Annotated in this window: 18 protein-coding genes; 9 read left to right on the forward strand and 9 right to left on the reverse strand. The window is 51.2% G+C overall.

Going from position 1 to position 26,685, the window contains the following annotated elements; genetic code table 11:
* Positions 1–10 precede the first annotated feature (10 nt).
* The 3 genes from MP213Fo_RS09490 (at position 11) to MP213Fo_RS09500 (ending at position 7,202) form a co-directional block, all read left to right on the forward strand.
* A complete protein-coding gene (locus MP213Fo_RS09490) occupies positions 11–658 on the forward strand; it encodes a TPM domain-containing protein (protein ID WP_421088789.1) in 648 nt (215 codons plus the stop codon).
* A 257-nt stretch (positions 659–915) separates the two neighbouring features.
* On the forward strand, positions 916–5,682 hold the full coding sequence (locus MP213Fo_RS09495; RefSeq protein ID WP_421091089.1) for an NAD-glutamate dehydrogenase: 4,767 nt from the start codon (positions 916–918) through the stop codon (positions 5,680–5,682).
* A gap of 134 nt (positions 5,683–5,816) precedes the next feature.
* A complete protein-coding gene (locus tag MP213Fo_RS09500) occupies positions 5,817–7,202 on the forward strand; it encodes an MFS transporter (RefSeq protein ID WP_421088790.1) in 1,386 nt (461 codons plus the stop codon).
* Positions 7,203–7,254: 52 nt separating this feature from the next.
* On the opposite strand, the gene MP213Fo_RS09505 is transcribed toward MP213Fo_RS09500, so the two are convergent.
* The 5 genes from MP213Fo_RS09505 to htpX form a co-directional block, all read right to left on the reverse strand.
* Positions 7,255–7,977, reverse strand: coding sequence for an MIP/aquaporin family protein (locus MP213Fo_RS09505; RefSeq protein WP_421088791.1), 723 nt, complete (start codon positions 7,975–7,977; stop codon positions 7,255–7,257).
* Between the two features lie 215 nt (positions 7,978–8,192).
* Complete coding sequence (gene purH / locus MP213Fo_RS09510) at positions 8,193–9,806, reverse strand: bifunctional phosphoribosylaminoimidazolecarboxamide formyltransferase/IMP cyclohydrolase (RefSeq protein ID WP_421088792.1); 1,614 nt, start codon at positions 9,804–9,806, stop codon at positions 8,193–8,195.
* Positions 9,807–9,952: 146 nt separating this feature from the next.
* Positions 9,953–11,680: a heparinase II/III family protein gene (locus MP213Fo_RS09515; RefSeq protein ID WP_421091090.1), complete on the reverse strand. Its 1,728-nt coding sequence runs from the start codon at positions 11,678–11,680 to the stop codon at positions 9,953–9,955.
* A gap of 181 nt (positions 11,681–11,861) precedes the next feature.
* The gene (locus tag MP213Fo_RS09520; RefSeq protein ID WP_421088793.1) at positions 11,862–13,289 is read right to left on the reverse strand and encodes an RsmB/NOP family class I SAM-dependent RNA methyltransferase; all 1,428 of its coding nucleotides are present in this window, start codon (positions 13,287–13,289) and stop codon (positions 11,862–11,864) included.
* A complete protein-coding gene (gene htpX / locus MP213Fo_RS09525; protein WP_421088794.1) occupies positions 13,286–14,359 on the reverse strand; it encodes a zinc metalloprotease HtpX in 1,074 nt (357 codons plus the stop codon). The genes MP213Fo_RS09520 and htpX overlap by 4 nt, the downstream gene beginning before the upstream one ends.
* A 139-nt stretch (positions 14,360–14,498) precedes the next feature.
* Here htpX and MP213Fo_RS09530 point away from each other — a divergent pair, with 139 nt between their 5' ends.
* Positions 14,499–14,750 (forward strand): DUF1674 domain-containing protein, encoded by a 252-nt coding sequence (locus tag MP213Fo_RS09530; protein WP_421088795.1) that lies wholly within the window; start codon positions 14,499–14,501, stop codon positions 14,748–14,750.
* A 6-nt stretch (positions 14,751–14,756) separates the two neighbouring features.
* On the opposite strand, the gene MP213Fo_RS09535 is transcribed toward MP213Fo_RS09530, so the two are convergent.
* On the reverse strand, positions 14,757–15,236 hold the full coding sequence (locus MP213Fo_RS09535; protein WP_421088796.1) for a GNAT family N-acetyltransferase: 480 nt from the start codon (positions 15,234–15,236) through the stop codon (positions 14,757–14,759).
* A 74-nt stretch (positions 15,237–15,310) separates the two neighbouring features.
* On the opposite strand from MP213Fo_RS09535, the gene MP213Fo_RS09540 reads away from it, so the two are divergent.
* The gene (locus MP213Fo_RS09540; protein WP_421088797.1) at positions 15,311–16,198 is read left to right on the forward strand and encodes an NAD-dependent epimerase/dehydratase family protein; all 888 of its coding nucleotides are present in this window, start codon (positions 15,311–15,313) and stop codon (positions 16,196–16,198) included.
* 26 nt (positions 16,199–16,224) lie between these two features.
* Here MP213Fo_RS09540 and acs read toward each other — a convergent pair whose 3' ends face one another.
* Positions 16,225–18,180 carry an acetate--CoA ligase gene (gene acs / locus MP213Fo_RS09545; protein ID WP_421088798.1) on the reverse strand — a complete coding sequence of 652 codons (1,956 nt, stop codon included), beginning with the start codon at positions 18,178–18,180 and terminating at the stop codon, positions 16,225–16,227.
* Between the two features lie 224 nt (positions 18,181–18,404).
* Positions 18,405–19,121, reverse strand: a complete 717-nt coding sequence (locus MP213Fo_RS09550; RefSeq protein ID WP_421088799.1) for a YggS family pyridoxal phosphate-dependent enzyme — start codon at positions 19,119–19,121, stop codon at positions 18,405–18,407.
* A 114-nt stretch (positions 19,122–19,235) separates the two neighbouring features.
* Between MP213Fo_RS09550 and leuS the strand changes: the two genes are divergently transcribed.
* Both leuS and lptE read left to right on the forward strand, forming a co-directional pair.
* Positions 19,236–21,851 (forward strand): leucine--tRNA ligase, encoded by a 2,616-nt coding sequence (leuS, locus tag MP213Fo_RS09555; protein ID WP_421088800.1) that lies wholly within the window; start codon positions 19,236–19,238, stop codon positions 21,849–21,851.
* Positions 21,838–22,422, forward strand: coding sequence for an LPS assembly lipoprotein LptE (gene lptE, locus MP213Fo_RS09560; protein ID WP_421088801.1), 585 nt, complete (start codon positions 21,838–21,840; stop codon positions 22,420–22,422). The genes leuS and lptE overlap by 14 nt, the downstream gene beginning before the upstream one ends.
* Positions 22,423–22,718: 296 nt before the next feature.
* Here the strand turns inward: lptE and fsa are convergent, their stop codons facing one another.
* Complete coding sequence (fsa, locus tag MP213Fo_RS09565) at positions 22,719–23,372, reverse strand: fructose-6-phosphate aldolase (RefSeq protein WP_421088802.1); 654 nt, start codon at positions 23,370–23,372, stop codon at positions 22,719–22,721.
* Positions 23,373–23,606: 234 nt separating this feature from the next.
* Here fsa and MP213Fo_RS09570 point away from each other — a divergent pair, with 234 nt between their 5' ends.
* Both MP213Fo_RS09570 and MP213Fo_RS09575 read left to right on the forward strand, forming a co-directional pair.
* Positions 23,607–25,796 carry a primosomal protein N' gene (locus MP213Fo_RS09570; RefSeq protein WP_421088803.1) on the forward strand — a complete coding sequence of 730 codons (2,190 nt, stop codon included), beginning with the start codon at positions 23,607–23,609 and terminating at the stop codon, positions 25,794–25,796.
* A 125-nt stretch (positions 25,797–25,921) separates the two neighbouring features.
* Positions 25,922–26,311 carry a DUF4345 family protein gene (locus MP213Fo_RS09575; protein ID WP_421088804.1) on the forward strand — a complete coding sequence of 130 codons (390 nt, stop codon included), beginning with the start codon at positions 25,922–25,924 and terminating at the stop codon, positions 26,309–26,311.
* The last annotated feature ends 374 nt before the right edge of the window (positions 26,312–26,685 follow it).

A 26,685-nucleotide genomic window follows, 5' to 3' on the forward strand; every position in this document is an offset into this window, starting at 1 on the left:
CGATAATTTTATGAAAAATCATTTACATAACCAGCTATCGCAGGCAGATCGGGAGCGTATTGCCGCTGCAATCCGCGCCGCTGAACAGCAAACCGGTGGCGAGATTTATGCTGTATTAGCGCGGCGTAGCGATGATTACTTTTTTGTTGCCGGTTTTGTTGCCTGCTGCGGTATGATTGTGACGACGGTGATTGCGGCCTTTGTGGCGCATTATTACTGGTTTGATCTGACACTACCTAAATTTGCGCTGTCACTGCTGGCGGCTTTTATCTGTATGAATGTACTGCTGGCTTTTGTACCTCGGCTGCGGATGGCTTTGGTGCCGCATCGTGTGCGCTACCGGCGGGCCCATCTCAATGCCCTGCAGCAGTTCATTGCGCGTAATGTGCATCTGACCAATAAGCGTACCGGCATTTTATTGTTCGTTTCGCTGGCTGAGCGTTATGCAGAAGTGGTGGCAGATGCCGGCATTAATGCCAGGGTTGAGCAGCATGACTGGAATAAGATTGTTGCAACATTAAGCGATCACGCTTCCAGCGGCTTAATCGCTGATGGATTTGTTGAGGCGATCAGTCAGGCCGGTGCTTTGCTGGCTCTGCATATCCCCAAAGAAGCCGGCGATAAAAACGAACTGGAAGACCATCTGGTCGAACTGTAAGCTGGTTTTTTGGCACTGTTCTGGCGCTGTTCTGAAATTGCAGTTTTTTGCTTTTTCGTGCGATTTGTTATCATTTTTTATTGATTGCGCGGTTTTAAAGTAAAAAGACCATTTCTTTTGTCGCAATTTGCTTATTAATTATGGAATACGGCAGGCCAGTGTAACTTTTTTCAGGAATGGTCTGTGTGATGAGGAGTTTCATAGTGACTGCTGATACAGACCATCCGGTTCAGACCAAAATCATCGTTGATCCTCATATGCTGACTGAACAGGTAGCATCGCAATTTTCAAATTTACTCTTTGAGTGGGCCCCTGCAGAAGATGTTGCGGCTTATGATGCCGGTGATATGGATGAGGCGGCTAAGCTGGCGCTTACAGCGCTAGGGCGCTACCAACCCGATCAACCGGTGATCCGTGTTGAAAATGACAGTGTTTTGCGCCGTCGCGGCCGTCCGCTGACCGTGGTAACACTGATCAACCGCAATATGCCGTTTCTGCTCGATTCCACCATGGGGGAAATTCTGGAGCGTTCGGGCATGATCTATATGGTTGTGCATCCGGTGCTGAATGTTGCCTTCGATGGCAAAAATTACGAAATTCACAGCGAAGTTACATCCGGCGAGGGTGTGAGCGGTACCGAGCAGGTGAGTGTTATTCAGCTGCATTTGCCTCAGCTTGATGAAACTGCGCGTGCTGCACTGGAAACCGCATTGGCTGATGTTCTGCGGCAGGTTTATGCCGCAGTCAGCGACTGGAAGCCGATGCTGGCACGGCTTGATACGTTGATTGCCTCTTATGCAGATATTAAAGGCCTTGCGGATACCATCGAAGGCCGTGAATCTATTGCATTGTTAAAATGGCTGCGTGACGGTAATTTCACATTTCTCGGTATGCGCGAATTTAATTATGACCAGAGCAAAGGTACATTGGTGCAGGCGGATATGCCATCGCTGGGTATTCTGCGCGATGAAGATATTCGGGTTTTGCGGCAGGGGCAGGATAATGCCTCGATCACACAGGAGTTGCAGGATTTTCTCAAAGGTCCTGAAAGCTTGCTGATCACAAAAGGCAATAGCCGCTCGCTTGTGCATCGCCGCGAATATATTGATTATATTGGTGTTAAGCTTTTTGATCGTGCAGGGCAGGTTGCCGGCGAACTTCGACTGGTCGGCTTATTCACCTCGACTGCCTATATATCTTTTCTTAGCACCATCCCTTATCTGCGTGGTAAGGCCGAAGCCGTTATCAGCCGCCTTGGATTTAACGCGACGGATCATTCCGGCAAGGCGCTGGCGCGCGTTCTGGAAGATTATCCGCGGGATGATATGTTTCAAATTGATGTGGATGCGTTATGCGAGCATGCCGAACTGATTGTGGCGCTTGATGAGCGTCCGCGCGTGCGTGTGTTGCCGCGCGTCGACCGTTTCAGCCGGTTTGTGAGTGTGCTGGTCTATCTGCCGCGTGACCGGTATGATTCTGTGGTGCGTGAAGCCATCAGCAATTATCTGATGGAGGTTTATCACGGTGAATCGGTCGAGTTTCATCCGGTCTTTCTCGACAAGGGGGTAACCCGCGTTCAGTTTATTATCCGCCGGCATGATGGCAGTGTGGCAGAAATTGCCCGTGATGCACTTGAAAAACAAATCCGCACCTATGTGCGCACATGGGATGACGGTGTGCGTGATGCGGCGGATGAGAGCACACAAACTTTTGCGCCACGGATTATCAGTCTGGCATCGGGTTTTCCGGAATCCTATCGTGAAACATTTAATGAAACAGAAGCATTGGTTGATGCTGTGCGCATTGAAGCGCTGACAGAAGACAACCCTCTTTATGTTGATTTCTACCGTTATGACAGGCAGGAACCACAGGCCGCCTTTCTCAAGCTCTATCATTTCGGCGATGCGCTGGCGCTGTCACAGCGTGTGCCACTGCTTGAAAATATGGGCTTTCGGGTTATCAGCGAACAGACATTTACTTTGCCGGTTCAGGCGTCAGGATCTGGCGCAAATGCGGTTAAAAATACGGTTCATGTGCATGATATGCTGATTGTCAGTGCCTCTGATAAAGCGGTTGATCTGAGCGATCATGGTGATCTGCTGGATGACGTATTCCGTACCGTGTGGAGCGGGCAGGCTGATAATGACGGTTATAACGGGTTAGCTCAAAGTGGCCGTTTGACAGCACGCCAGATCATGGTTTTGCGGATGTATGGCCGTTATCTGCAACAGGCAGGTACCACCTATTCACAAAATTTTATTGCGGCGACACTGAATCGCTACCCTGAAATTGCCGCTCAATTATATACGCTGTTTGACCTGCGCTTTAATCCGGCTCTCGCGCATAAAGAAACGGAACAGGCGAAAGAACCGGCTCTGATTGAGGCAATTGAAACTGCGTTGCAAACGGTGCCCAATATTGATGATGACCAGATTTTACGCCGGTATCGCAATTTGATTGAAGCGAGCTTACGCACCAATGCTTATATGCATGATGCGCAAGGTAATCCGCCTCAGACATTGGCCATTAAGCTCAATCCGCGTGGCATAGACGGCTTGCCCGAGCCGCGCCCTTACCGAGAAATCTTTGTTTACGGCCCTGAGGTGGAAGGTGTTCATCTGCGTTTTGGTGCGGTGGCACGTGGCGGTCTGCGCTGGTCTGACCGTGCGCAGGATTATCGCACGGAAGTGCTGGGGCTGGTTAAAGCACAGCAGGTTAAAAATGCGGTGATCGTACCGGGTGGCGCCAAAGGCGGCTTTTACCCCAAGCGTCTGCCGGTTGGTGGTGACCGTAATGCGGTGTTTGAGGCAGGACGTGCCGCCTATATCACTTTCATTTCCACTATGGTTTCGATTACAGATAATATTCTTGATGGCAAGATTGTGCCGCCGGTTGATGTGGTGCGCCATGATCAGGATGACCCGTATTTTGTAGTCGCGGCCGATAAAGGCACAGCCACATTTTCAGACACGGCTAACGCCATCAGTCAGGCGCAGCATTTCTGGCTGGATGATGCTTTTGCCTCGGGTGGGTCTGCCGGCTATGACCATAAGAAAATGGCAATTACCGCGCGTGGTGCGTGGGAGGCTGTGAAGCGCCATTTCCGCGAAATGGATATTGATATTCAAACGACCCCGTTTACCGTTGCCGGTGTGGGGGATATGTCAGGCGATGTGTTTGGTAACGGCATGTTGCTGTCGCCTAAAATCAAGCTGGTGGCTGCCTTTGATCACCGCGATATTTTCATTGATCCGGCGCCGGAACCTGATGCCGGATTTGCAGAGCGTCAGCGGTTATTTAACGTGCCGCGGTCGAGCTGGCAGGATTATGACCGTTCTAAAATTTCAGCCGGTGGCGGTGTTTTTAGCCGTTCGCAAAAGACCCTAACCCTGTCTCAGGCGGCAGCTGATGCCATTGGCCTGACCAAGCTGACTGCCACGCCTAATGAGGTAATCGGTGCGATCCTGCGCGCGCAGGTTGATCTGCTATGGTTCGGCGGCATTGGCACTTATATCCGCGCTATTGATGAAAGCGATGCAGAGGTTGGCGACCGTGCCAATGATGCGATCCGTATTGCCGGGCGTGATGTGCGCGCTAAAGTGATTGGTGAGGGGGCTAATCTTGGTGTAACCCAGCGCGGCCGTATTGAATACAGCCTGAAGGGCGGACGCAGCAATACCGATGCGATTGACAATTCGGCAGGGGTGAACTCATCGGATGTTGAGGTGAATATTAAAATTGCCCTGACGCCGAGCCTGCAGGATGGGCGTTTGACCCGCGATGCGCGCGATGCCTTGCTGGTGCAGATGACCGATGAAGTTGCCGCGTTGGTTTTGCATAATAATTATGAGCAACCTTTGGCGCTCTCACTGGTTGAAAAGCGCGGAACCTCAGAACTGCCTTATCTGATGCGGATGATGTCATCCTTGGAGCGGCGTAAATTGCTGGATCGCAAGGTTGAGTATCTGCCGGATGATCAGGTGATTGCTGATCGTCAAAAGCGCGGCGAAGCACTCACGCGCCCTGAACTGGCCGTGTTACTTGCCTATGCCAAAATGGTGTTATCCGATGATCTGATTGCCAGCACTTTGCCGGATGACACATATCTGCATTCACGGTTGTTCGGGTATTTCCCGCAGGAAATGCAGGAGCGTTTTGCCAAAGATATTACCCATCACCGCTTGCATCGGGAGATCATAGCCACGCTGCTCAGCAATGATGCGATCAACCGTTGCGGGCCGACATTTATCAGCCGACTTAATGATCTGACAGCAGAAACACCGGCAGAAATATTGCGTTCTTATGTAGCCGTTGCCGACGGATTTGAAACCGAGCAGCTCTATCAGGCGATCAATGCGCTGGATAATAAGATTTCGGGAAAAGTGCAGAACGAGTTTTATGCGCTGGTTGGCGATATGCTATTTTCCACGACAGCATGGGTGCTGCGCAATAACCGCTTTGATGCAACGCTTGGTGCTATGGTCAATGCTGTTAAACACACACGTATGGCGCTTGAACCGAAGCTTGAAGAGCTCATGCCGGATTTCATTGCTGATCTGATCACTGCTGATACGGCTAAATATGTTGCCAAAGGTGCAGGTGAGCCGCTGGCGCGTAAACTTGCCCGTCTGCAATCGGCCAAGCTGATGGCGGATATTGCGCTGATTGCCTATCAGAGCAAAGCAGAGCTGATGACTGCGGCAATGGCTTATTTCAAAATTATCGATGCTTTTCGTATTGCAAATATTGAAAAATCGGCCTTGCTTGTACCTGTTAATGATTATTATGACGGGCTTGCTCTGTCACGGGCAACCGACACGATCACACAGGCAACCCGCGCGATTACCACAGATGCGCTGACCCGATTTAAAGGGGAGGGGGATCCGGCGCTGAGCTGGCTAAGCCGTGATGCCGAACGCATTGATGGTGTGCGCCAGCGTATGGTGGCTTTGACAGAGGGCGGCGATCTCACGGTTTCTCGTTTGGCAGTAGCGGCAGGATTTATGGCTGACCTTGCCGGTTGAGACCTGCTGTTCTACGAATTGAGATCAGGCCGGTGAGATTTCACCGGCCTGATTTTTGTTGTTGAAGACATGTCACATTAAATCATTATACTGATGATAGCAGCAATTTCGTGCGCCCGCGGGAGAGGTTACAATTGAGTATTATACAGCCGTCTGCGGATATATCTGCACGCCCGAAAGTTATGAACAGAGGCATCTGGGGATGGATGTTCTTTGACTGGGCGGCACAACCGTTTTTCACCGTTGTAACCACATTCATTTTCGGGCCCTATTTTGTTTCACGGATGTCGACTGATCCGGTAACCGGTCAGGCCGCTTGGGGTTATGGTATTGCTGTTGCTGGTATTATTATTGCAATCTTGTCTCCGGCACTTGGCTCTATCGCCGATAAGACGGGTTCGCGAAAACCGTGGATCGGTTTTTTTGCGGTGATCAAGATTACGGCGCTGTCGCTGCTGTGGTTTGCCGAACCCGGATCATCTTATATCTGGGTGTTACTGGTCTTTATCATGGCCTCGGTTGCAGCCGAATTTTCTATTGTATTCAACGATTCCATGATGCCAAGGCTCATACCTGAGGCGTCAATCGGGCGGGTGTCGAATTTTGCATGGGGGCTTGGTTATCTGGCTGGCATGATCGTACTGATCTTTGTTGTTACCTGTCTTGCCGCTTTACCTGAGACCGGCAAAACTCTGATCGGGATTGAGCCTTTCTGGCAGCTGGATGCGCTTAAAGGCGAAGATGCACGTATTACGGGGCCGATCGCGGCGCTGTGGTATTTGATATTCATTCTGCCGATGATGTTTTTTACCCCTGATCAAGCCAAAGGCATGGGGCTGAAGGCGGCGATCAGTGAGGGCTTGGCAGAGCTTAAACAAACCTTGCACGAGGTGCGTAAGAAAGCGACGCTGTTTCGTTTCCTGATCGCCCGCATGGTCTATCAGGACGGGGTCAATGCGCTGATTGCGCTTGGTGGCGGTTTTGCAGCGGCAATGTTTGGCTGGTCAATCACCGAAATCGGATTGTTCGGGATTATTCTTAATGTCGTTGCCATTTTCGGCTGCTGGTTTGCCAGCTATATGGATAGCTGGTTCGGCTCTAAAACGGTGGTGGTTATATCATTGGTCTTGCTGCTGATTGCGACATTGGGGATTATTTCTACGGGACCTGATTATACATTCTATGGGCTGATGCAGTTTGCACCGGATAGCCATACGGGTTTGTTTTCTTCTGGTGGTGAAAAGGCTTATCTGGCTTTTGGTATGCTGATCGGGTTAGCTTTTGGCCCTGTTCAGGCGTCTTCACGCTCATGGTTTGCTCGCAGCGTGGAGCCACATGAAGCAGGGCGTTATTTCGGAATTTATGCCCTTGCAGGGCGCGCAACCAGTTTTGCCGCACCTTTTCTGGTGGCGAGCATGACCGCTGCCAGCGGGTCGCCACGGCTTGGTATGGCGGTGTTGGTGCTGTTCTTTGTTGGCGGGCTTTATCTGGCGGTTAAAACCCCTTATCCGGCGAAATAACAGCATGATCTGACAGGCTTGAGTTTAAATAAGCGCAGTCAGATCATGCTGATCAGATCATTCCGCTAGATTTTGCTACGCCCACTGCAATCAACCCGCCGAGCAAAGGTGCCAGAACCGGCACAAATGCATAGGACCATTGTGAGCTGCCTTTACCTGCTATGGGCAGCAGTGCATGGGCGATGCGGGGACCAAGATCACGCGCCGGATTAATTGCATAACCAGTAGGGCCGCCAAGCGATATGCCTAACGACCATACCAGCAGGCCAACGATCAACGGGGTCGCCATATTGGTGCTGATAACAGCTTGTGACCCGAGTGCTATGACAACGATAACCAGTACGAATGTGGCAATAACTTCCGTGATGATATTGGCCGGAAGATTAGGTATTGCAGGGCTGGTACAAAAAGCGGCAAGCTTATCCTCTGCATTGAGTGTTTTTTGCCAATGGGGCAGGTAGGCCAGATAAACCAGCACAGAACCCAAAATCGCACCACATAATTGTGCGCTGATATAGGGTAATATTTGTGCAGCAGGAAAATTTCCGGCAGCGTAGAAAGCCAGTGTGACAACCGGATTGAGGTGCCCCGCACTGCCAGCGCTGAGTGCAACCAGTATGCCGCACATCACTGCAAAACCCCAGCCAGCTGTAATGACTATCCAGCCGGAAGCATGCCCTTTTGACTTGGTGAGCAAAACATTGGCAACAGAACCATTGCCTAGAAGAATTAAAATAGCGGTACCTAAAAATTCACCTGTAAAACCATTTGGCATAAATTTCTCCGAATAATGCGGCAGAAAATGTGTGTTTTTAGTGTTTGAAAATTAACAATGCAGCTCGATAAATCCGGTCGTGATATTAAAATTACATATGATTAAGGTATATTAGAAATAATTAATAAAAAGGCGCAGAGTCAAGAGACTCCGCGCCTTCAGCATTTTACGAATTGAGAAAACTGTAATTATCAGGTCTCAATGTCGGTCAGTTATTAGTGGCGGAAGTGGCGCATGCCGGTAAAGACCATGGCAATACCTGCTTCATCAGCAGCTTTAATCACTTCATCATCACGCATGGAGCCGCCGGGCTGGATAACTGCCGTTGCACCGGCTTCAACCGCCGAGATCAGTCCATCTGCAAACGGGAAGAAGGCATCTGATGCGACAGCGGAACCTTTGGTCAGGATTTCTCCGCCAGCAACCAGGGCTGCATCCTCTGCTTTGCGTGCTGCAATGCGTGAGGAATCAATGCGGCTCATCTGGCCTGCGCCCACACCAACCGTTGCACCGTCTTTAACATAGACAATTGCATTGGATTTAACGTGTTTGGCAACACGAAACGCAAATTTCAGGTCGGCCATTTCCTGTTCAGTTGGGGCGCGCTTAGTCACAACTTTGAGGTCGAGATCATCAATATTGCCGTTGTCACGGTTCTGGATCAGCAAACCGCCTGCAACTGTTTTGGCAGCAATGCCTGCTGCACGCACATCAGGAAGGCCGCCGGTTACCAGCAGACGCAGGTTCTTCTTGGCAGCAACAATCGCTTGTGCTTCGGGTGTCGCATCCGGTGCTATAATCACTTCTGTGAAAATCTTGACGATTTCCTCAGCTGCCTCTGCATCTAATGTGCGGTTGAGCGCAACAATGCCGCCAAAGGCTGAAACCGTATCGCAAGCATAGGCTTTGAGGTAAGCATCTTTGATCGATGCGCCTACAGCCACACCGCACGGATTGGCATGTTTGATAATAGCCACGGCTGCGGTCTTGGCCGGATCAAATTCTGCTACCAGCTCATAGGCTGCATCAGTGTCGTTGATATTATTATAGGAAAGCTGCTTGCCCTGAAGCTGGGTTGCGGTTGCAACACCGGCGCGGTTTTCACCGGTCAGATAAAAGCCTGCCTGCTGGTGCGGGTTTTCGCCATAACGCATGACGGAATGTAATTTACCTGCAAGAGCGCGGTGTAATGGCGCCTCTTCCTGTGTGGCTTCAACAAACCAGCCGGAGATTGCAGCATCATAGGCTGCGGTGCGGGCAAAAGCTTTGCCTGCCATCTTCTGGCGGAATGTATAAGGCAGTGAACCCTGACCATTGTTCAGTTCAGCAATCACGCTGTCATAGTCATTAGGGTCGGTCACAATGGTTACATAAGCGTGGTTTTTGGCCGAAGCGCGGATCATGGCAGGGCCGCCAATGTCGATATTTTCAACAGTGGTGTCGTAGTCTCCGCCCTTATAGCGCACTTCCTCGAACGGGTAGAGATTAATCACCACCAGATCAATGCCGGTAATGTTATGGGCTTCCATTGCCGCAACATGGTCCGGATCATTGCGCACAGCCAGCAGGCCGCCATGCACGCTTGGATGCAGGGTCTTAACACGGCCATCCATGATTTCCGGAAAGCCGGTAATCTCGGACACGTCGCGCACCGGAATACCGGCAGCAGCGATTGATTTGGCGGTGCCGCCGGTGGACAGAAGCTCAACGCCCAATGTGTGCAAAGCACGCGCAAACTCTACCAAGCCGGTTTTATCGGATACGGAAAGCAGTGCGCGGCGCACAGGGAAAAGATCAGGAGCGGGAATATGTTTGGAGCTGACAGCCATGACGGTCTCTTTGTGCTTTATGTCGGGACAATATGAGGGACAGGTCTGAAGACCCGTGGCTCATCAATCCGGTTAAAGTGGGACAAAGGCGGGGTAACACAGCCGCTCAAGGAATCCTACAGTAAATCGCAGGATTTTACCTATGCTCACACATATTGACCAAGGCCGGTGCGGGTAAAGCGCCAGCTGATATGATCTGCCTCTGCGGCAGAGAAAGTCAGGACGATCTGGCGTGAACGCACGGGTCCGCGAAAACCGGCAAAGAAAATTGAATCTTCAAGCTGCGGCAATACATCAGCACAGGAAAATGCCCAGCTGTCATCGTGGTCGGCGCTGAGATGCACAATGCCGTCTTCATCCATACGGATATAAACCTGCGGATGAATATGAAAGCGCACCGTAACCAGATCAGACAGTTGCTTGTTACGGCCACCGCGTGTGGTTTTGAGATGTGATTTTATAAAACGATCCACACCCTCAATCAGGCTGCCATTATGCGAAAGCACAATCTGGCGCTCATGGGTATAACCGAATAATCTCACATAGCCGTCATGGCTGGCAACAAAACCCTGTTCGCCCATTCCTTCAATGCGCTGACGCTTGACGGTTGTGGGGCCTGCAATTATCGGCGTGCCTAAAACCGTGGAAAGATTAGAGCTGAGGCTGAAGCGGCAGGACGACGTATCATTGATTGTCGCGGTCGAATGGGCGGCTGTGGTACGCCCAAGCGGGCGGAATTCAGCGGGACCAAACCGGTCGATGCCGGAATTGACAATATAGCGCTGGCGCCCCGATGACATTTCAAAAGCCAGACATCCCGCATGCGCATCACGCGAGGCGGTGACAGGTGGTGGCAGGCCGGTATCGGCAATGATCGTTGTTGAGCCCATGCTCAGGCGCTCATAACCGGAATGGGGGGCATGGGTAAGCGGCGCGCCGTCTGTTTCATCGTGGCGCAATACCGATACCAGCCGTTCAGGCAAAGTTGGGCCAACACCATTAAACAGTGCCAGACTGCCATCCTGATGGCGGAAAAAACGCAGCGCTGGCAGCATACGTTCCACAGCTTCAATCAGAGCTTTGGGCGGCGTTTCATTGCCGTTGCTATAGGTTTGGCGCAAGGGCAACAGATCAGCCAGCAGCTCAAGAACTGCAGCAGGATTGCGTGAAATATGACCGCCATCGGCCAGAATTTGCCGGTTAAGCTCATATTCAAGGTGGCGGCGTGCCGAGCGGGTGAGTGATTGCGAAACCGGTAATGCAAGGCTGGCAAAAGCCAGCGCAATGCGCGCGCGCAGCTTGTCTTCACCATCATCCATAACGGCTGCCATAATGCGCAGATAGCGCACTTGCATAGCCAGCGAGCGCATAAATTTGCGGTAAGTCGCAAGGTCAGATGTGGCCAGAATTATATTGGAATGCTGCAGCCACGCAATAATGCGCTGGGCTGTGGTTTCCGGCGCCCAAGCCAGGCCCTCGATGCGCTTGCCATGCATGCGTATCCAGTCTTCAACCATGGCGCGGGCATTGACCATTGCAAGCTCGGTACCGGCTGCACGCATATTGCGCAACCAACCGAAAGAATGAAGTGCGGCTTCCCATGCATCTGTGGGTGGCTCGATTGCAAAAGGTGAAATACCACCGGTCTCAACCAGCCTGCCTGCCAGCGCATAGCGGCCATGGTAAAATTCCTGCGCCAATTGCGCATCAGCCACACGCAAATCCGGCGGGGCAATCAGCACCCGCTCCGGCGTAAAACCAGACAGCCGCCAGCGGAACATCGGGCCGCGCCGCACACGTCTGCTCAGCCGCCGCCAGCTTTGGGCAATGGCCAGTGTCCAGAGATGCGGGGTTTCGCTGAGCGCGACATTCACAGTGGAGTACTCCTCAGTGCTGATCTGACCAAGCCAGCAACCCGTGACCGGTGTTGCTACCTGTGCCTGCACATATGATCTATCATTTCACGGCAATAGTGAACTATTTGTTAACCATAACCGGCTGAATGGCACAGATCAGCAATGTTTTTATGGATTGAGCGGATTATTCAAGAATTGCTCAGAGCGGGCGGCGGAACCGTGCTGCAAAAAAGCCGTCCAGTCCGGCCATTTTCGGCTCGTCATGGGGCAGATCCGCAGGTGTGGAGCGCAAAAAGCCCTGATCGGTAATCAGCTGTTCCATGCCTTTTAACTCTTCCGGCTTGAACGGCGCTGGTACTAAAATGCCCTCATTAATAATCATCTCTACCATGTCTTCACCTTCCTCGCGGTTTAGCGAGCAGTTGGAAAACACAATGATACCGTCCGGCTTCACCAATTGCACCGCATGGCGCAACAGGTTTAACTGTACTTGCGAGAGGCGGGTAATATCTTCAGGTGTTTTGGTCCACAACACATCCGGATGACGGCGCACGGTACCGGTAGATGAGCAAGGCGCATCCAGCAAAATGGCATCAAAAAGTTCATCTGTCTGGTAATCAAGAATATTGGTGGCAATGAGCTCGGCACTGAGCTGCAAGCGATCCAGATTGGTTTTGAGACGCTTGAGGCGGTTTTTATTGATGTCAAAGGCAGTCACCTCAGCACCGGCCATAATCAGCTGTGCTGTCTTGCCGCCAGGCGCTGCACACAGATCGGCAACACGCTTGCCTTTAATGTCGCCGAGCAATGTGGCAGGCAGGCTTGCGGCGGCATCCTGTACCCACCAATCGCCGGTGGCAAAGCCTTCCAGCGCGGTCAGCGAGCCTTCAAAACTACCAAGTCGCACCGAGCCGTTTGGCAGTGCAGTGCCGCCAAGCTTTTCAGCCCAGAGCGCAGGATCGCTTTTCACTGTTAAATCAATGGACGGCTCATGTGCCTGAATGGCCAGAATGGCTTCTGCCTTTTCACGCCCGTAGGTGGATGTGAGACTTTCAATATACCACTCCGGGCCGTTTGGAATTTTCATCTCAACGGCACGGTCTTTATTGCGGGTAAGGCGGCGCAAAACAGCATTGACAAGGCTGGCATATTTGCGGTTGCGCGGATCGATATTGGCCGAGGTTACGGCAATATCAACTGCTGCATGGTCCGGCACATCGAGATAGAGAATTTGTGCGGCACCGACATGTAGCAATTGCTGTAGGGCAACGGCATTGGCCGGCAGCGGCCGATCGAGCAATTTGCACAAGGCTGTTTCAATTGTATTGCGGTTGCGCAATGCAGTGCCCAGAATTGCCCGCACCAGCGAGCGGTCGCGCTCATCAAGCTCCATATAATGCGGGTGGCCATGATGGGCATCAGTCAGACCGTCGAGCGATGTGTTTTTAGCGACCACAGCATGCAGCAGTTTTGCCGCGCATAAACGCACATTCAAACCCGGATGTTCAGCTTCCAGTTTCGCGCGTATTTCTGTTTCGGATTGCCCCGGATTATGGCCCTGCTTGTTAAACGGCTTATGAGGCTGGTGGTTGCCGGAGCGTTTAGCGGCAGGGGTTTTATCGTTCAAGACCATGGTCCTTTATAGGGTTTTTCCGGTTTATTTTCTGACACTGTATCATCTTGTTCAGGCTGCTGGTCATGGTTGCCCCACGGATTTTTGCGGGCAGGCTGACGGGCGCCATGATCAGGCTGAGTACGGGGTTGTGTGCGTTGTTGTGTGTTCTGGCGGTTATATGCACCAGTCTGGCGGTTCTGCAAGCCATTATCTGTATAGTCTGTTGCAGAATGAATACCCATTTCCTGCGCCATGCCCTGTAAAGCAGCAATACGGTTGGCGGTATCTGGGTGGGTGGAGAACAGATTATCGGCACCACGGCCACTGAGCGGGTTGATAATGAACATGTGGGCGGTTGCCGGATTATGCTCGGCCTCTTCATTCACTGTCTGCTGCGCACCACGGGCAATCTTGTTAAGAGCAGAGGCCAGCCAGAGCGGATTGCCGCAAATTTCCGCACCGCGGCGGTCGGCAGCATATTCACGCGTACGACTGACAGCCATTTGTACGATCATGGCTGCAAAAGGGGCAACCAGCATAGCAATCAGCGCGCCGATCATGCCGAGGCCATTGTTGTTTTCACGATTACCACCGGAAAACATCGCCATATTACCGAGCATGGAAATCGCACCCGCTAATGTTGCGGTGATGGTCATTGTCAGAGTGTCACGGTTTTGCACATGCGCCAGCTCATGCGCCATGACGGCGGCTATTTCCTGCTTGCTGAGGCGTTGTAACAGGCCGGTTGTGGCTGCAACTGCGGCGTTTTCAGGATTACGGCCTGTGGCAAAGGCATTGGGTTGATCTTCATTGATAACGTAAATTTTAGGCGTCGGCAGGCCGGCACGCACGGCCAGCTCGCGCACAATACGGTAATATTCCGGAGCGGTGCGCTCATCAGCTTCCTGCGCATTATACATACGCAGCACCATCTTGTCGGAATTCCAGTAGCTGAAGACGTTCATGGCAAGAGCGATCACCAGAGCAATCATCATGCCGCCGGAACCACCGATCAGGTAGCCGATACTCATAAACATGGCAGTCATGAAGGCAATCAGCATGAATGTGCGCATCATGTTCAAAGGCTTCTCCGTAAGCGTGAATTATCAGTTTCATTATCATGTGATGATAAAATGGTGGTTCTGCACTATATCTTCAAGAACACTGGCCTTATGATAGCATCATTGACCGATACGAAATACGATATCAGGATATTATATTATGAGTGATGAAGCAGCATCCCCAAACAGCAATGTAGTTTCATTAGCAGATTTTCGCGTGACAGATGCGCCGGAGCCACGCAAGAGCTTTGATGATCTGCCGCCTGCCGCACAACGCGCTTTAAAAGAAGCACAAGCGCGCCGTGATGCAGAAGAAAAAGCCGAACATGCCAAAGAGATCGGTGGTCGTGGCGGTAAAGATCCTGCGCGCTATGGTGACTGGGAAATCAAAGGCCGGACAATCGATTTTTAATGCATTTTATACGTTAGTGCGTTGATTATTGCGCGACTGCGACAAGTTTTTGGGAAAATATTCATAATATACATCCCATTCGTCTTCTCCTGTTTTTTGAAAGCCGTGCTTTTCATAAAAACGGGCAGCATGACTTTGCTGCAAGACGCTGAGCCGGACGGATTTGTTTTGCTGTTGGGCTTCACAGAGCAGGTTTGACAAGACAGCACTTCCCAGGCCACAGCCCTGAAACTCCGGTGCAAGATAAAAATGTTCGAGCAGCAAGTGATCTTGTTCCAAACCAAGTGCGACACAGCCGGCCAACTGTTCTTTGATGTTTATTAGCCGCGTACAAGCCGGCCGATAGCTATTGCTAAATCGCTCACGCGCCCTTTGGGGGTCAAAGCGGCCGATGCGTTCAAGACTTTCTCGCATGATGATCAGACGTAATTCAAATAACCTGTCAAAGTCTTCAGGTGTGGCGGCGCTAAAATGAAAATGCATCATCTTCCTTGTAAGACTTATATTTCATAAAATGTGTTGTATTGATGAGGTTACGTTTTTGATTGTGGATTTGACAGATGAAAATTGCAGTGACCGGTGCTGGCGGGTTTATCGGGAGTGCAGTGCTTGCCCATCTCGAACAGGCAGGGCACCAAGCGGTCAGAATCACACGTGATACATTGGCCAAGCCGGATTTCTCGGGCGTGGAAGCGATTATTCATTGTGCGGGCATAGCCCATAAAACTGGTCGCAATGCAGCCGATCCGGCGGAGATGGATGCCGTTAATCACCACCTTGTTCTGTCACTGGCAGCACAGGCGCGTGATGCGGGGGTGTCACGTTTTGTTTTTGTCTCCAGTATTAATGTTGTTGCAGGGCAGCCATCACCGTTGACAGTTAATATGCCGTATCATCCTTTATCTGCCTATGGCGAGGCGAAAGCTCTGGCCGAGCAGGGGCTGTTGAAAATGCAAGGCATAGAGTGTGTGATCGCAAGGCCGGCTCTGACCTATGGGGCAGGAGCGCCGGGTAATTTACAATCATTACTCAGGCTGTGCGACAGTCGTTTGCCACTGCCCTTTGGCTGTGCAGATCATCAGCGCAGTTTTGTATCTTTGAATAATGTGGTTCGTGGGCTTGAGTTTTTAGCTCAGGCACAAAGAAGTAAGGTTGCAGGCAGGATTTTTCACCTTGCTGATCCGCTGCCATTGGCAACAAAGCAACTGGTTATACTCTTCAGACAGATGATGAGCAGGCCGCGCAATCTGATGCCGGTGCCGCGTTTTGTCATGAAGGCGGGGCTGGTTTTACTGGGCAAACAGGCCATGTATGAGCAGCTTTTTGAAAATATGATTATTGATGGTCACGATCTGGAAGAAGCCGGATTTCGCTATGCAGATAACACTGCTTGTCTGGCGGATATGCAAGCAATGATCTTGGGGTATTTAAATAAAAAGGCCGGTTAAACCGGCCTTTTCTGTGTTTATTGGGCTTATTTGCGATTCTGGCGATGTTCGATCAGATCGTCCACCACTGCCGGATCGGCCAGTGTTGAGGTGTCGCCTAATGCGCTGAAATCATCTTCAGCGATTTTACGCAAAATACGGCGCATGATCTTGCCCGAGCGGGTTTTTGGCAGACCCGGTGAAAACTGGATCATATCCGGCGTTGCAATCGGCCCGATTTCGGTGCGCACATGTTTGATCAGCTCTTTACGTAAAGCGTCTTCATCATGTGCTTCCTCACCCGTCATCAGTGTGACATAGCAATAAATGCCCTGTCCTTTGATCGGATGCGGATAGCCGACAACGGCTGCTTCCGATACTGAGTGATGTGAAACCAGTGCCGATTCAATCTCAGCAGTACCAAGACGGTGGCCGGAAATATTCAGCACGTCATCCACGCGGCCGGTAATCCAGTAATAGCCGTCTTCATCACGGCGGCAGCCGTCACCGGTGAAATATTTGCCCTTATAGGTGGTGAAATAGGCTTCAATGAAACGGCGGTGATCACCATAGAGCGTGCGCATCTGACCCGGCCATGAATCAGTGATACAGAGATTGCCGTCTGCCACACCTTCCAGAACGCCACCTTCCGCATCGACCAGTTGCGGTTTGATACCAAAGAATGGACGGGTTGCTGAACCCGGCTTCAGATCGGTTGCGCCCGGCAAAGGTGAAATCAGAATACCGCCGGTTTCTGTCTGCCACCATGTATCAACAATCGGACACGCCTGATCGCCGACAACATTATAATACCATTCCCATGCTTCGGGGTTAATCGGCTCGCCAACAGAGCCGAGCAGGCGCAGGGATTTGCGTGAGTTGCGGGTCACAAAATCATCGCCTGCACCCATCAATGCGCGTAGCGCTGTTGGTGCGGTGTAGAAAATATTGACCTGATGCTTATCGACAACTTCCCAGAAACGTCCCTGATCAGGGAAATTCGGCACGCCTTCAAACATCAGTGTGGTCGCGCCATTAGCGAGCGGCCCATAAACGATGTAAGAATGTCCGGTAACCCAGCCGACATCTGCCGTACACCAGTAAATATCGCCCTCGTGATAATCGAAGACATATTCATGGGTTATGGATGCGTAAACCAGATAACCACCGGTGGTGTGCAGCACGCCTTTAGGCTTACCGGTGGAGCCGGATGTATAGAGGATGAAAAGCGGATCTTCGGCTTTCATCGGCTCCGGTTCGCACACTGCATCAACGCTTGCCACTTCCTGATGATACCAAAGATCGCGGCCGCGGCCCCAATTGATCTTGCCGCCGGTACGACGCACGACCAGCACCTTGTTTACAAAAACATATTGTTTTGCAGCAATATCAATTGCGGTATCGGTATTTTCTTTCAGCGGTATTGGCTTGCCACCGCGTATGCCTTCATCGGAAGTGATAACAAAGGTTGATTCACAATCGATGATACGTCCTGCAAGCGCTTCAGGCGAGAAGCCTGCAAACACAATAGAATGCACCGCGCCGATGCGCGCGCAAGCCAGCATGGCATAGGCCGCTTCAGGAATCATCGGCAGATAAATAGTAACGCGATCGCCTTTGCGTACGCCGTGCTTTTTCATAACATTAGCGAGGCGGCAAACATTTTCATGCAGCTCACGATAGGTGATTTTTTTGTCAATATAAGGGTTGTCACCTTCCCAGATAATCGCGGTCTGGTCGCCGCGCTTTTCAAGGTGACGGTCAATGCAATTATAGGAGACGTTGGTTACGCCGTCTTCATACCAGCGGATTGAGACATTATCCTCAAAAGATGTGTCTTTTACTTTTGTATAAGGGGTGAACCAGTCAATACGCTTACCATGTTTACCCCAGAAGGCTTCGGGATCGCTGATGCTTTCATTGTACCAGCTCAGATAAGTGTCATTGTCGATCAGCGCACGGGCTTTGGCCGCCGGTAATACGGGATAGTTCTTCTCGGACATATTTCCTCCTCGCACCGGCAACCCTCCTTGCCGGCACATTGTATAAAAAAGCCGCATAATTCTGTCACGTTAATGACTGCGGCTCACATCGTAAATCAGGCATAAAGTCTGATGGTGCGCCAATCTTGCGATCGCGCGCGAGTGTATTCCTGTTGCAGAGTGAAGCAAGTGTAATATTTGCGACATTATGTATAGTCGTGACCTGTTGTTATGCCGCTGTATTATCAGGCAGATACCAGTGGCGGACGGCTGCCGAAAATGGCTGAGCCAACGCGCACATAGGTTGCGCCAAATTGTATTGCTGTGTCAAAATCGCCGGACATGCCCATGGAAAGTTCCTGAACACCGGCATCTTTTGCCAGTTTACGCAGCAGTGCAAAATGCGGCCCCGGATTTTCATTGAAAGGCGGAATACACATCAGGCCGGCAATATCCAGACCATGCACATCGCGGCAACGATTTACAAAAGCAACGGCTTCACTTGGTGCAATACCGGCTTTTTGCTCTTCATCGCCGGTATTAACCTGTACGAAGAGTTTGAGCTTGCGGCCAAGGCGCTGCATTTCGGTAGCAATGGTTGCTGCAATCTTCTCACGGTCAACGGTTTGGATTACATCAAAGAGCGCAACCGCTTCAGCAGTTTTGTTGGATTGCAGCGGGCCGATCAGATGCAGCTCAATATCTGCAAATTTTTCACGCAGCAGCGGCCATTTACTTTGTGCTTCCTGCACACGGTTTTCCCCGAAAATTCGCTGACCTTCATGCAGTGCCGGCAGGATTTCTTCAGCCGAAAATGTTTTGGAAACAGCGACCAAAGTGACCGATCCCGCATCGCGTTTTGCCTCAGACAAACCAAGCGCGAGGCTTTGGCGAATAGTTTTGAGGTTTTCGGCAATACTGGCTTCTGTTGCCGTTTTTGATGCATTTTCGGGTGAATTCATAGTTCAAATATCCTTTTTCTGCCGCTTCAGCATGGCTGAAGGTTGACGATATGGCCAATCCATGATGAAGGTCATTCATCATATTCCATTCCCTTTGCATGAGTAAATACAGCCATGGTAACTGAACGGGCAACTGAACGATATAATCCGCGCGTGAGCGAAGCCCATTGGCAGAAGATCTGGGAAGAAAACAAGATCTTCGAAACCGATAATGATGACAGCCGTGAAAAATATTACGTGCTGGAAATGTTTCCTTATCCTTCAGGTCGCATCCATATCGGCCATGTGCGCAATTACGCAATGGGTGACGTGATCGCCCGCTACAAGCGTGCGCGCGGTTTCAATGTTCTGCATCCTATGGGCTGGGATGCCTTTGGTATGCCAGCGGAAAATGCTGCGATGCAGAATAAGGTGCACCCGAAAGAGTGGACATACCAGAATATTGCCACCATGAAACGCCAGCTGAAAACCATGGGGTTGTCACTGGACTGGTCGCGTGAATTTGCGACTTGTGATGTGGAATATTATCATCGTCAGCAGATGCTGTTTCTTGACCTTTATGAAAAAGGTCTGGTGACGCGCAAAACCTCCAAGGTGAACTGGGATCCGGTCGATAATACAGTTCTGGCCAATGAGCAGGTTGTTGATGGTCGCGGCTGGCGTTCCGGTGCGCTGGTTGAACAGCGCGAACTGACCCAGTGGTTCTTTAAAATCACCGATTTTAATGAAGAGCTGCTTGAGGGTCTGGATACGCTGGACCAATGGCCGGACAAAGTGCGCTTGATGCAGAAAAACTGGATCGGTAAATCAGAAGGCCTGCAATTGCGATTTGCACTTGATGGCCGCAATGATGAGATCGAAGTTTATACCACGCGCCCTGATACTTTGTTTGGTGCGTCATTTATCGCAATTGCTGCCGATCATCCGCTGGCCAAACAACTGGCTGAGGGCAATGAAGGGCTGGCCGCTTTTGCTGCGGAATGCCGCTCGCATGGTACGTCGGTTGCAACGCTTGAAACCATTGAGAAAAAGGGTTTTGACACCGGTTTACGTGTTCAACATCCGTTTGATGCATCATGGACGCTGCCGGTTTATGTCGCCAATTTCGTGTTGATGGAATATGGCACCGGTGCGGTTTTCGGTTGCCCTGCACATGATCAGCGCGATCTGGATTTTGCCAATAAATATGCGCTCAATGTCACGCCGGTAGTATTGCCGGCTGGTGCCGATGCGGCCACCTTCAAAGTGACCGACAATGCCTATACTGATGACGGTATTTTGTTCAACTCGCAATTCCTTGATGGTTTGGCACCGGAAGCGGCTTTCAACGAAGTGGCGAACCGTCTCGAAAAGATGGATCTGCACGGCAAGCCGCAGGGCACCCGCAAAACCCAGTTCCGTTTGCGTGACTGGGGCATTTCGCGCCAGCGCTATTGGGGCTGCCCGATCCCGATGATCCATTGTGATACATGTGGCACGGTTCCGGTACTTCGTGATCAGCTGCCGGTTAAATTGCCGGATGATGTGACATTTGACCGGCCGGGCAATCCGCTTGATCGTCATGACACATGGCGCCATGTGAACTGCCCGAAATGTGGTGAAAAAGCCCGCCGTGAAACCGATACGATGGACACATTTGTGGATTCATCATGGTATTTCGCCCGCTTTACCGCCCCATGGGAAAACGAGCCGACAGATCGAAAAGTTGCAGACAGCTGGTTGCCGGTTGATCAGTATATCGGTGGTGTTGAGCACGCTATTCTGCATCTGCTTTACTCGCGCTTTTTTACCCGTGCGATGAAAGTGGCCGGACATCTTGATGTTGAAGAGCCGTTTAAAGGGCTGTTCACGCAAGGTATGGTTGTGCATGAAACCTATAAGCACAATGGCCAGTGGGTTTCGCCGATGGAAATCCGTATTGAAGACAAAAACGGTGTGCGCAGTGCAACCATGCTGGATTCAGGTGAAGCTGTAGACATTGGTTCGATTGAAAAAATGTCTAAATCGAAGAAGAATGTTGTCGATCCTGATGATATTATTTCGTCTTACGGTGCTGATACTGCGCGCTGGTTTACATTGTCGGATTCTCCGCCGGAGCGTGACGTGGTGTGGACTGAAGCCGGAGCAGAAGGTGCGCATCGCTTTGTGCAGCGTATCTGGCGTCTGATTTCCGATGCTGCGGATAATTTAAAAGATGTGGCACCGAAGGCCGCCTATGAGGGTGATGCTGCGGCTATTTCGAAAGCTGCGCATAAGACTGTTAAAGCTGTGGGTGATGATATCGAAAAAATCATCTTCAACCGTGCGGTTGCCCGTCTTTATGAATTGCTCAATGTTTTGGGTGCACCATTGCAGGCCATTGCCAATGGCAAGGCTGATGATGTGACCAAGGCTGCAACACGTGAAGCGACAGATATGTTTATCGCAATGATCGCGCCGATGATGCCGCATCTGGCTGAACAGTGCCATGCGGCGCTGGGCGGCAAAGGTCTGGTTGCAACCACGCCATGGCCTGTTGTTGATGAAAAGCTGCTGGTTGAAAGCGATATTGTGCTGCCGGTACAGATCAATGGCAAAAAACGCGGTGACATTACAATATCGCGTGATGCAGATCAGGCAACCATACAGGCCGCTGTTTTGGCACTTGACTTTGTGCAGGCTGCATTGAACGGTAATCCACCTAAAAAGCTAGTCGTTGTACCGCAGAGGATTGTGAATGTCGTTGTTTAACCATGCATCTTTGGTACGTTTTTTAGCGCGCATTGTGCGGTTGCCGGTGCTGGGAGCTCTCGGGCTGCTGGTTGCCGGTTGTACCGTGCAGCCGCTTTATTCCACTTCGGGATCCACGACAGCGGGCTTGGCCGGTGATGTGTCTTCGAGTGTGAAGAGCAGGCTGGCGAGCATTAAAATTGACGATGTGAATACAATCTATGCACAGGCGGTGCGTAATCGCCTGATCTTCGGTCTATCCGGCGGTGCGGGAGAGCCTGCAAAACCGGCCTATAGGCTGGCACTCGGATTGCAGATGCATAACCTGTCAGCAGTTGAAGTGGATGTGGGGGATTCGAAAGAAGGCCGTCCGTCTGCTGGTACCGTTCGCATGCGCTCCAATTATGTGCTGCGTGATAATGCCGGCAAGGTTGTGGCCAGCGGTCGACGTGAGGTCAGTGCATCTTATGACCGTCCACGTCAGGAATTTGCAAACCTGCGTGCCCAACGTGATGCGCAACAACGCGCGGCAGAAGAGCTGGCACAGTTTTTGGTGCTGGCACTGGCACAGGATATGCATAAACTGCCGTAGAACCTGCTCTAGAGCGGGTAACGATCAGGTTGGATCGCAGTGCTCGCTCTAGATTCTAGATTTATCGCATTGTTATATCTATCAAGCTGATTCAACTTGATAGTGAAATGCTCTAGAACTGTAAGGCTGGGCCGGAAATTGCAATTTCTTGCGTTCCGGTGCCCGAAAATCACCATTGACGTCACAGCCTGACAATTTTTGAAATATGTTCTTTATCCAAGTCACTTGAATACAAAAAAGCCCGTGCTGCCATCAGCACGGGCTTTTTTTAAGTCTTTTATATTGCAGCCATTGGCTTATGCAATTGTTTGGCCGGTTTTTGCCCAGTCGGCCAAAAAGGCCTCAAGGCCTTTGTCGGTCAGCGGATGTTTTACAAGCGCTTTCAGGGTGGCCGGTGGCGCAGTAATCACGTCAGCACCGATCAGAGCCGCTTCCTTGACATGATTGACCGTGCGGATTGAAGCGGCAAGAATTTGCGTTTCAAAATCGTAATTGTCGAAAATAGTGCGGATTTCGCCAATCAGATCCATGCCATTGAGGCCGATATCATCAAGACGGCCAACAAATGGCGAAACGTAAGTTGCACCGGCCTTGGCTGCGAGCAGCGCCTGATTGGCGGAGAAGCACAGGGTGACGTTGGTTTTATGGCCATCACTGGTCAGCGCTTTACAGGCTTTAAGGCCATCAAGTGTCAGTGGCAGTTTGATGCAGATATTGCTGGCGATTTTTGCAATAACTGCAGCTTCTTTCATGATGCCTGCATAATCGGTTGCGGTTACTTCGGCAGAAACTGGGCCTGTCACGATCGAACAGATTTCCTTGGTCACATCAATGATGTTGCCGCCGGATTTCAGGATCAGTGATGGATTGGTGGTAACGCCGTCTACCAGTCCCAGATCATTGAGTTCACGGATGTCTTTGACATCGGCGGTATCCACAAAAAATTTCATTCAGCTTATCCTCCATAATGGGTTTGCTGTGAAGCCGGTATTACATCAGTTTATTATATTCCATAGAGATGGGTTTGTTTAACGTATATTTCCATAAACTGAAACCGGCTTTTATAAATATCAGCCGTGTTAAGCGTCAATTGAAGTGCTAAGGCATTTACCGTTAAATGGTATCTGTCTATTTCGTATGAATGTTATCTGAAAATATGTTTTGAAAGTGATCAGGATAGTCTTTTGAGCGGGAAAACAGACGAAAAAGCGCGCCGCACGGTTCCGGTTCTTGTGCCGATGCCGGCGGAGCGCCCTTACAGCTATCTGGTTCCCGAAGGGATGGATGTGCGGGCCGGTTCGATCGTGCGTGTGCCTTTGGGCCCTCGTGAGGTTGCAGGTATTGTGACTGATGATGCCAGCGATAGTGTGGACGCTAAAAAACTGAAACCAATCCTGCAGGTTTTTGACTGCCCGCTGATCAGCAGCCAGATGTTGCGCTTCATTCGCTGGACTGCGGATTACACACTTTCACCACCGGGTATGGTTGCGCGTATGGTACTGCGTGCACCCGCAGCGTTTGACCCTGAACCATGGGTACCGGGCTTGCGTTATAATGGCGGCACCGCAGAGCGGTTGACGGCCGCGCGTGAGAAAGTGCTGGAAACGGCTGGTAATGGTCTCAACTGGACAAAATCCGGCCTTGCCCACGCGGCAGGCGTGTCTGGTAGTGTGATTGATGGCCTTAAAGCACAAGGCCTATTTGAGGATGTGATGATACCGCCGCCACCGGTGGTCGGAGAGCCTGATCCGTTTTATGGTATGGCGGCATTATCAGAGGACCAGCAGGCGGCGGCACAATGTCTGGTTGAAGCGGTTGAGGAGGATGCTTATTCAGTCTCCCTGCTGCACGGGGTCACTGGCTCAGGTAAAACCGAAGTGTATTTTGAAGCGGTGGCACGTGCCGTTGAGCTTGGCAAACAAGTGCTGATACTGTTACCGGAAATTGCGCTGACACAGCAGTTTCTGGATCGCTTTGAGAGCCGGTTCGGCACAAGGCCTGCTGAATGGCACTCAGATCTGGCACCCCGCCAGCGTGAACGTGTCTGGCGCCATATTGCCGAGGGTACAGTTAAGGTGGTTGCCGGCGCGCGCTCGGCGTTGTTTCTGCCCTTTGCCAATCCGGGTCTGATCATTGTCGATGAAGAGCATGATCCCGCTTACAAGCAGGAAGATCGCGTGTTTTATAATGCACGGGATATGGCCGTGGTACGCGGCTCCATCGGCAAATTTGCCGTTATTCTGGCCTCTGCCACACCATCAATTGAAAGTCTGGTGAATGCCAATCAGGGGCGCTACCGCTATGTGCCGCTGTTAGGGCGTTATGCTGATGCGGCGCTGCCTGATCTTAAATTTATTGATATGCGCCGCTCGCCTCCGCCTGCGGGGCGATTTCTTTCTCCGGCTTTAACGCAAGCCGTAGGGCAGGCACTCAAGCGTAAAGAACAGGCATTGCTGTTTTTGAACAGACGCGGCTATGCACCATTAACCCTGTGCCGTGTTTGCGGGCACCGATTTCAATGTCCGGATTGTTCGAGCTGGCTGGTGGAGCACCGTTTTCGCGCGCAGTTAATGTGTCATCAATGCGGTTATCATGAAAAAAGTCCGGATGCTTGTCCGTCTTGCGGGGCGCTGGATCATCTGGTGGCTTGCGGCCCCGGGGTTGAGCGGATCGCTGAAGAGGCAGCGGTGCTCTTTCCGGATGCGCGCATTATTGTGCTCTCGTCAGATATGGCGGGCGGTGTTAAGCGCCTGCGGCTGGAAATGGAAGCGATTGCAAATGGTGAGGCCGATATTGTGATTGGTACGCAATTGGTTGCTAAAGGTCACAATTTTCCGCTGATAACATTGGTCGGCGTAATTGATGCGGATCTTGGGCTTGCTAATGGCGATCCGCGGGCGGCTGAACGCACATTCCAGTTGCTCAATCAGGTGACGGGGCGTGCAGGGCGTACGGGGCGCAAAAGTATCGGGCTTATCCAGACGTATCAGCCCGAGCATCCGGTATTAAAGGCGATTATTGCCGGTGATGCGCAGGCATTTTATGACCGTGAAATTGAAGAGCGCCAACGCGGAATGTTGCCGCCATTCGGGCGGTTGGCAGCTTTGATCATCTCTGCTGATAGCAGGGCAGAGGCAGAAAGCCATGCGCGTGCATTGCGCCGCACAGCACCCAGAGATGCGGATTTAGAGGTGTTGGGGCCTGCTGAAGCACCGCTTGCTGTGATTCGAGGCAGGCATCGTTTCCGGCTGCTGGTGCAGGGGAGTAAGCGCTCAGACATTCAGTCTTTCATACGCGCGCTTTTAAAAGTAGGGCCCAAACCCCGTGGCTCGTTGCGTGTACAGGTCGATATTGACCCGCAAAGCTTTTTATAATTTTACTTTTATTGCGGCACTGTCAGGAATATAGCTCTGCAATTATTCCAGATAAAATATAACTGGGCAAAACAGTAATCGGCCGTGATAATATGGAATTATCAGGCGATTTTATGAGGTGTAATGTGGCGTTTTATCTTCCGACAAGTCAGGGTGAGTGGCTGGCATGGAGTGTAGGCGTTATCACGCTGCTCTTTGGGTTGATCCTGATGTTTGCCCCGGGAATTTCTTTGAAGATTCTGCGTCTGAGTGCGCCTGATCGGCGCCCGCATGCATTATCATCCATTCGTGCTACTGTTGCAGGCCCGTATATCGGCCTTGGTGTGGCCTGTCTGTTATTTGCCCAGCCATTCCTGTGGATGGCTTTGGGCTGCGTATGGGGTTTTGTGCTGTTCGGGCGGCTGATCTCAATGATGTCGGACAGAGCCAATTCGTTTTATAATTGGGTCGCGGTCGTGGTCGAGCTGATACTGGCTGCGGGGCCGCTGCTTTTCGCATTTGGTTTTGTTGCGTAATTAGCCGGATTTATAAGAATCTCTTCTCTGTGACAGGTGAGAATCTATCAACAGGTAAGATATGGGAATCAGCGCGGTTTCAGTGCGGCCTGTTAGATTTTTTGTTTATATAAGCATAATTTTGCCGGAATTTATCAAATGGTCTGCAAACGGTGATTTGGGTCTGATTGTGTTATGTAAAAATAACAATTTTACATATAAGTTGCTGTTTAATATAGTGAATTTTCTATGTGGTGCAGTCTCGTGTCTGGAGCTCGATCGGGTGTATACCGACAGGCACTATGGCAAAGCAGCAGATTTGGGCTGTAAACCGCATGAAACGGTAGGATTCGCGTGTTGCGGAGCCTGATTGTCTATGCTAGACGGCTTTCGAA

Source organism: Pseudochrobactrum mosebachae (assembly GCF_048914685.1).
Taxonomy (GTDB): Bacteria; Pseudomonadota; Alphaproteobacteria; order Rhizobiales; family Rhizobiaceae; genus Pseudochrobactrum.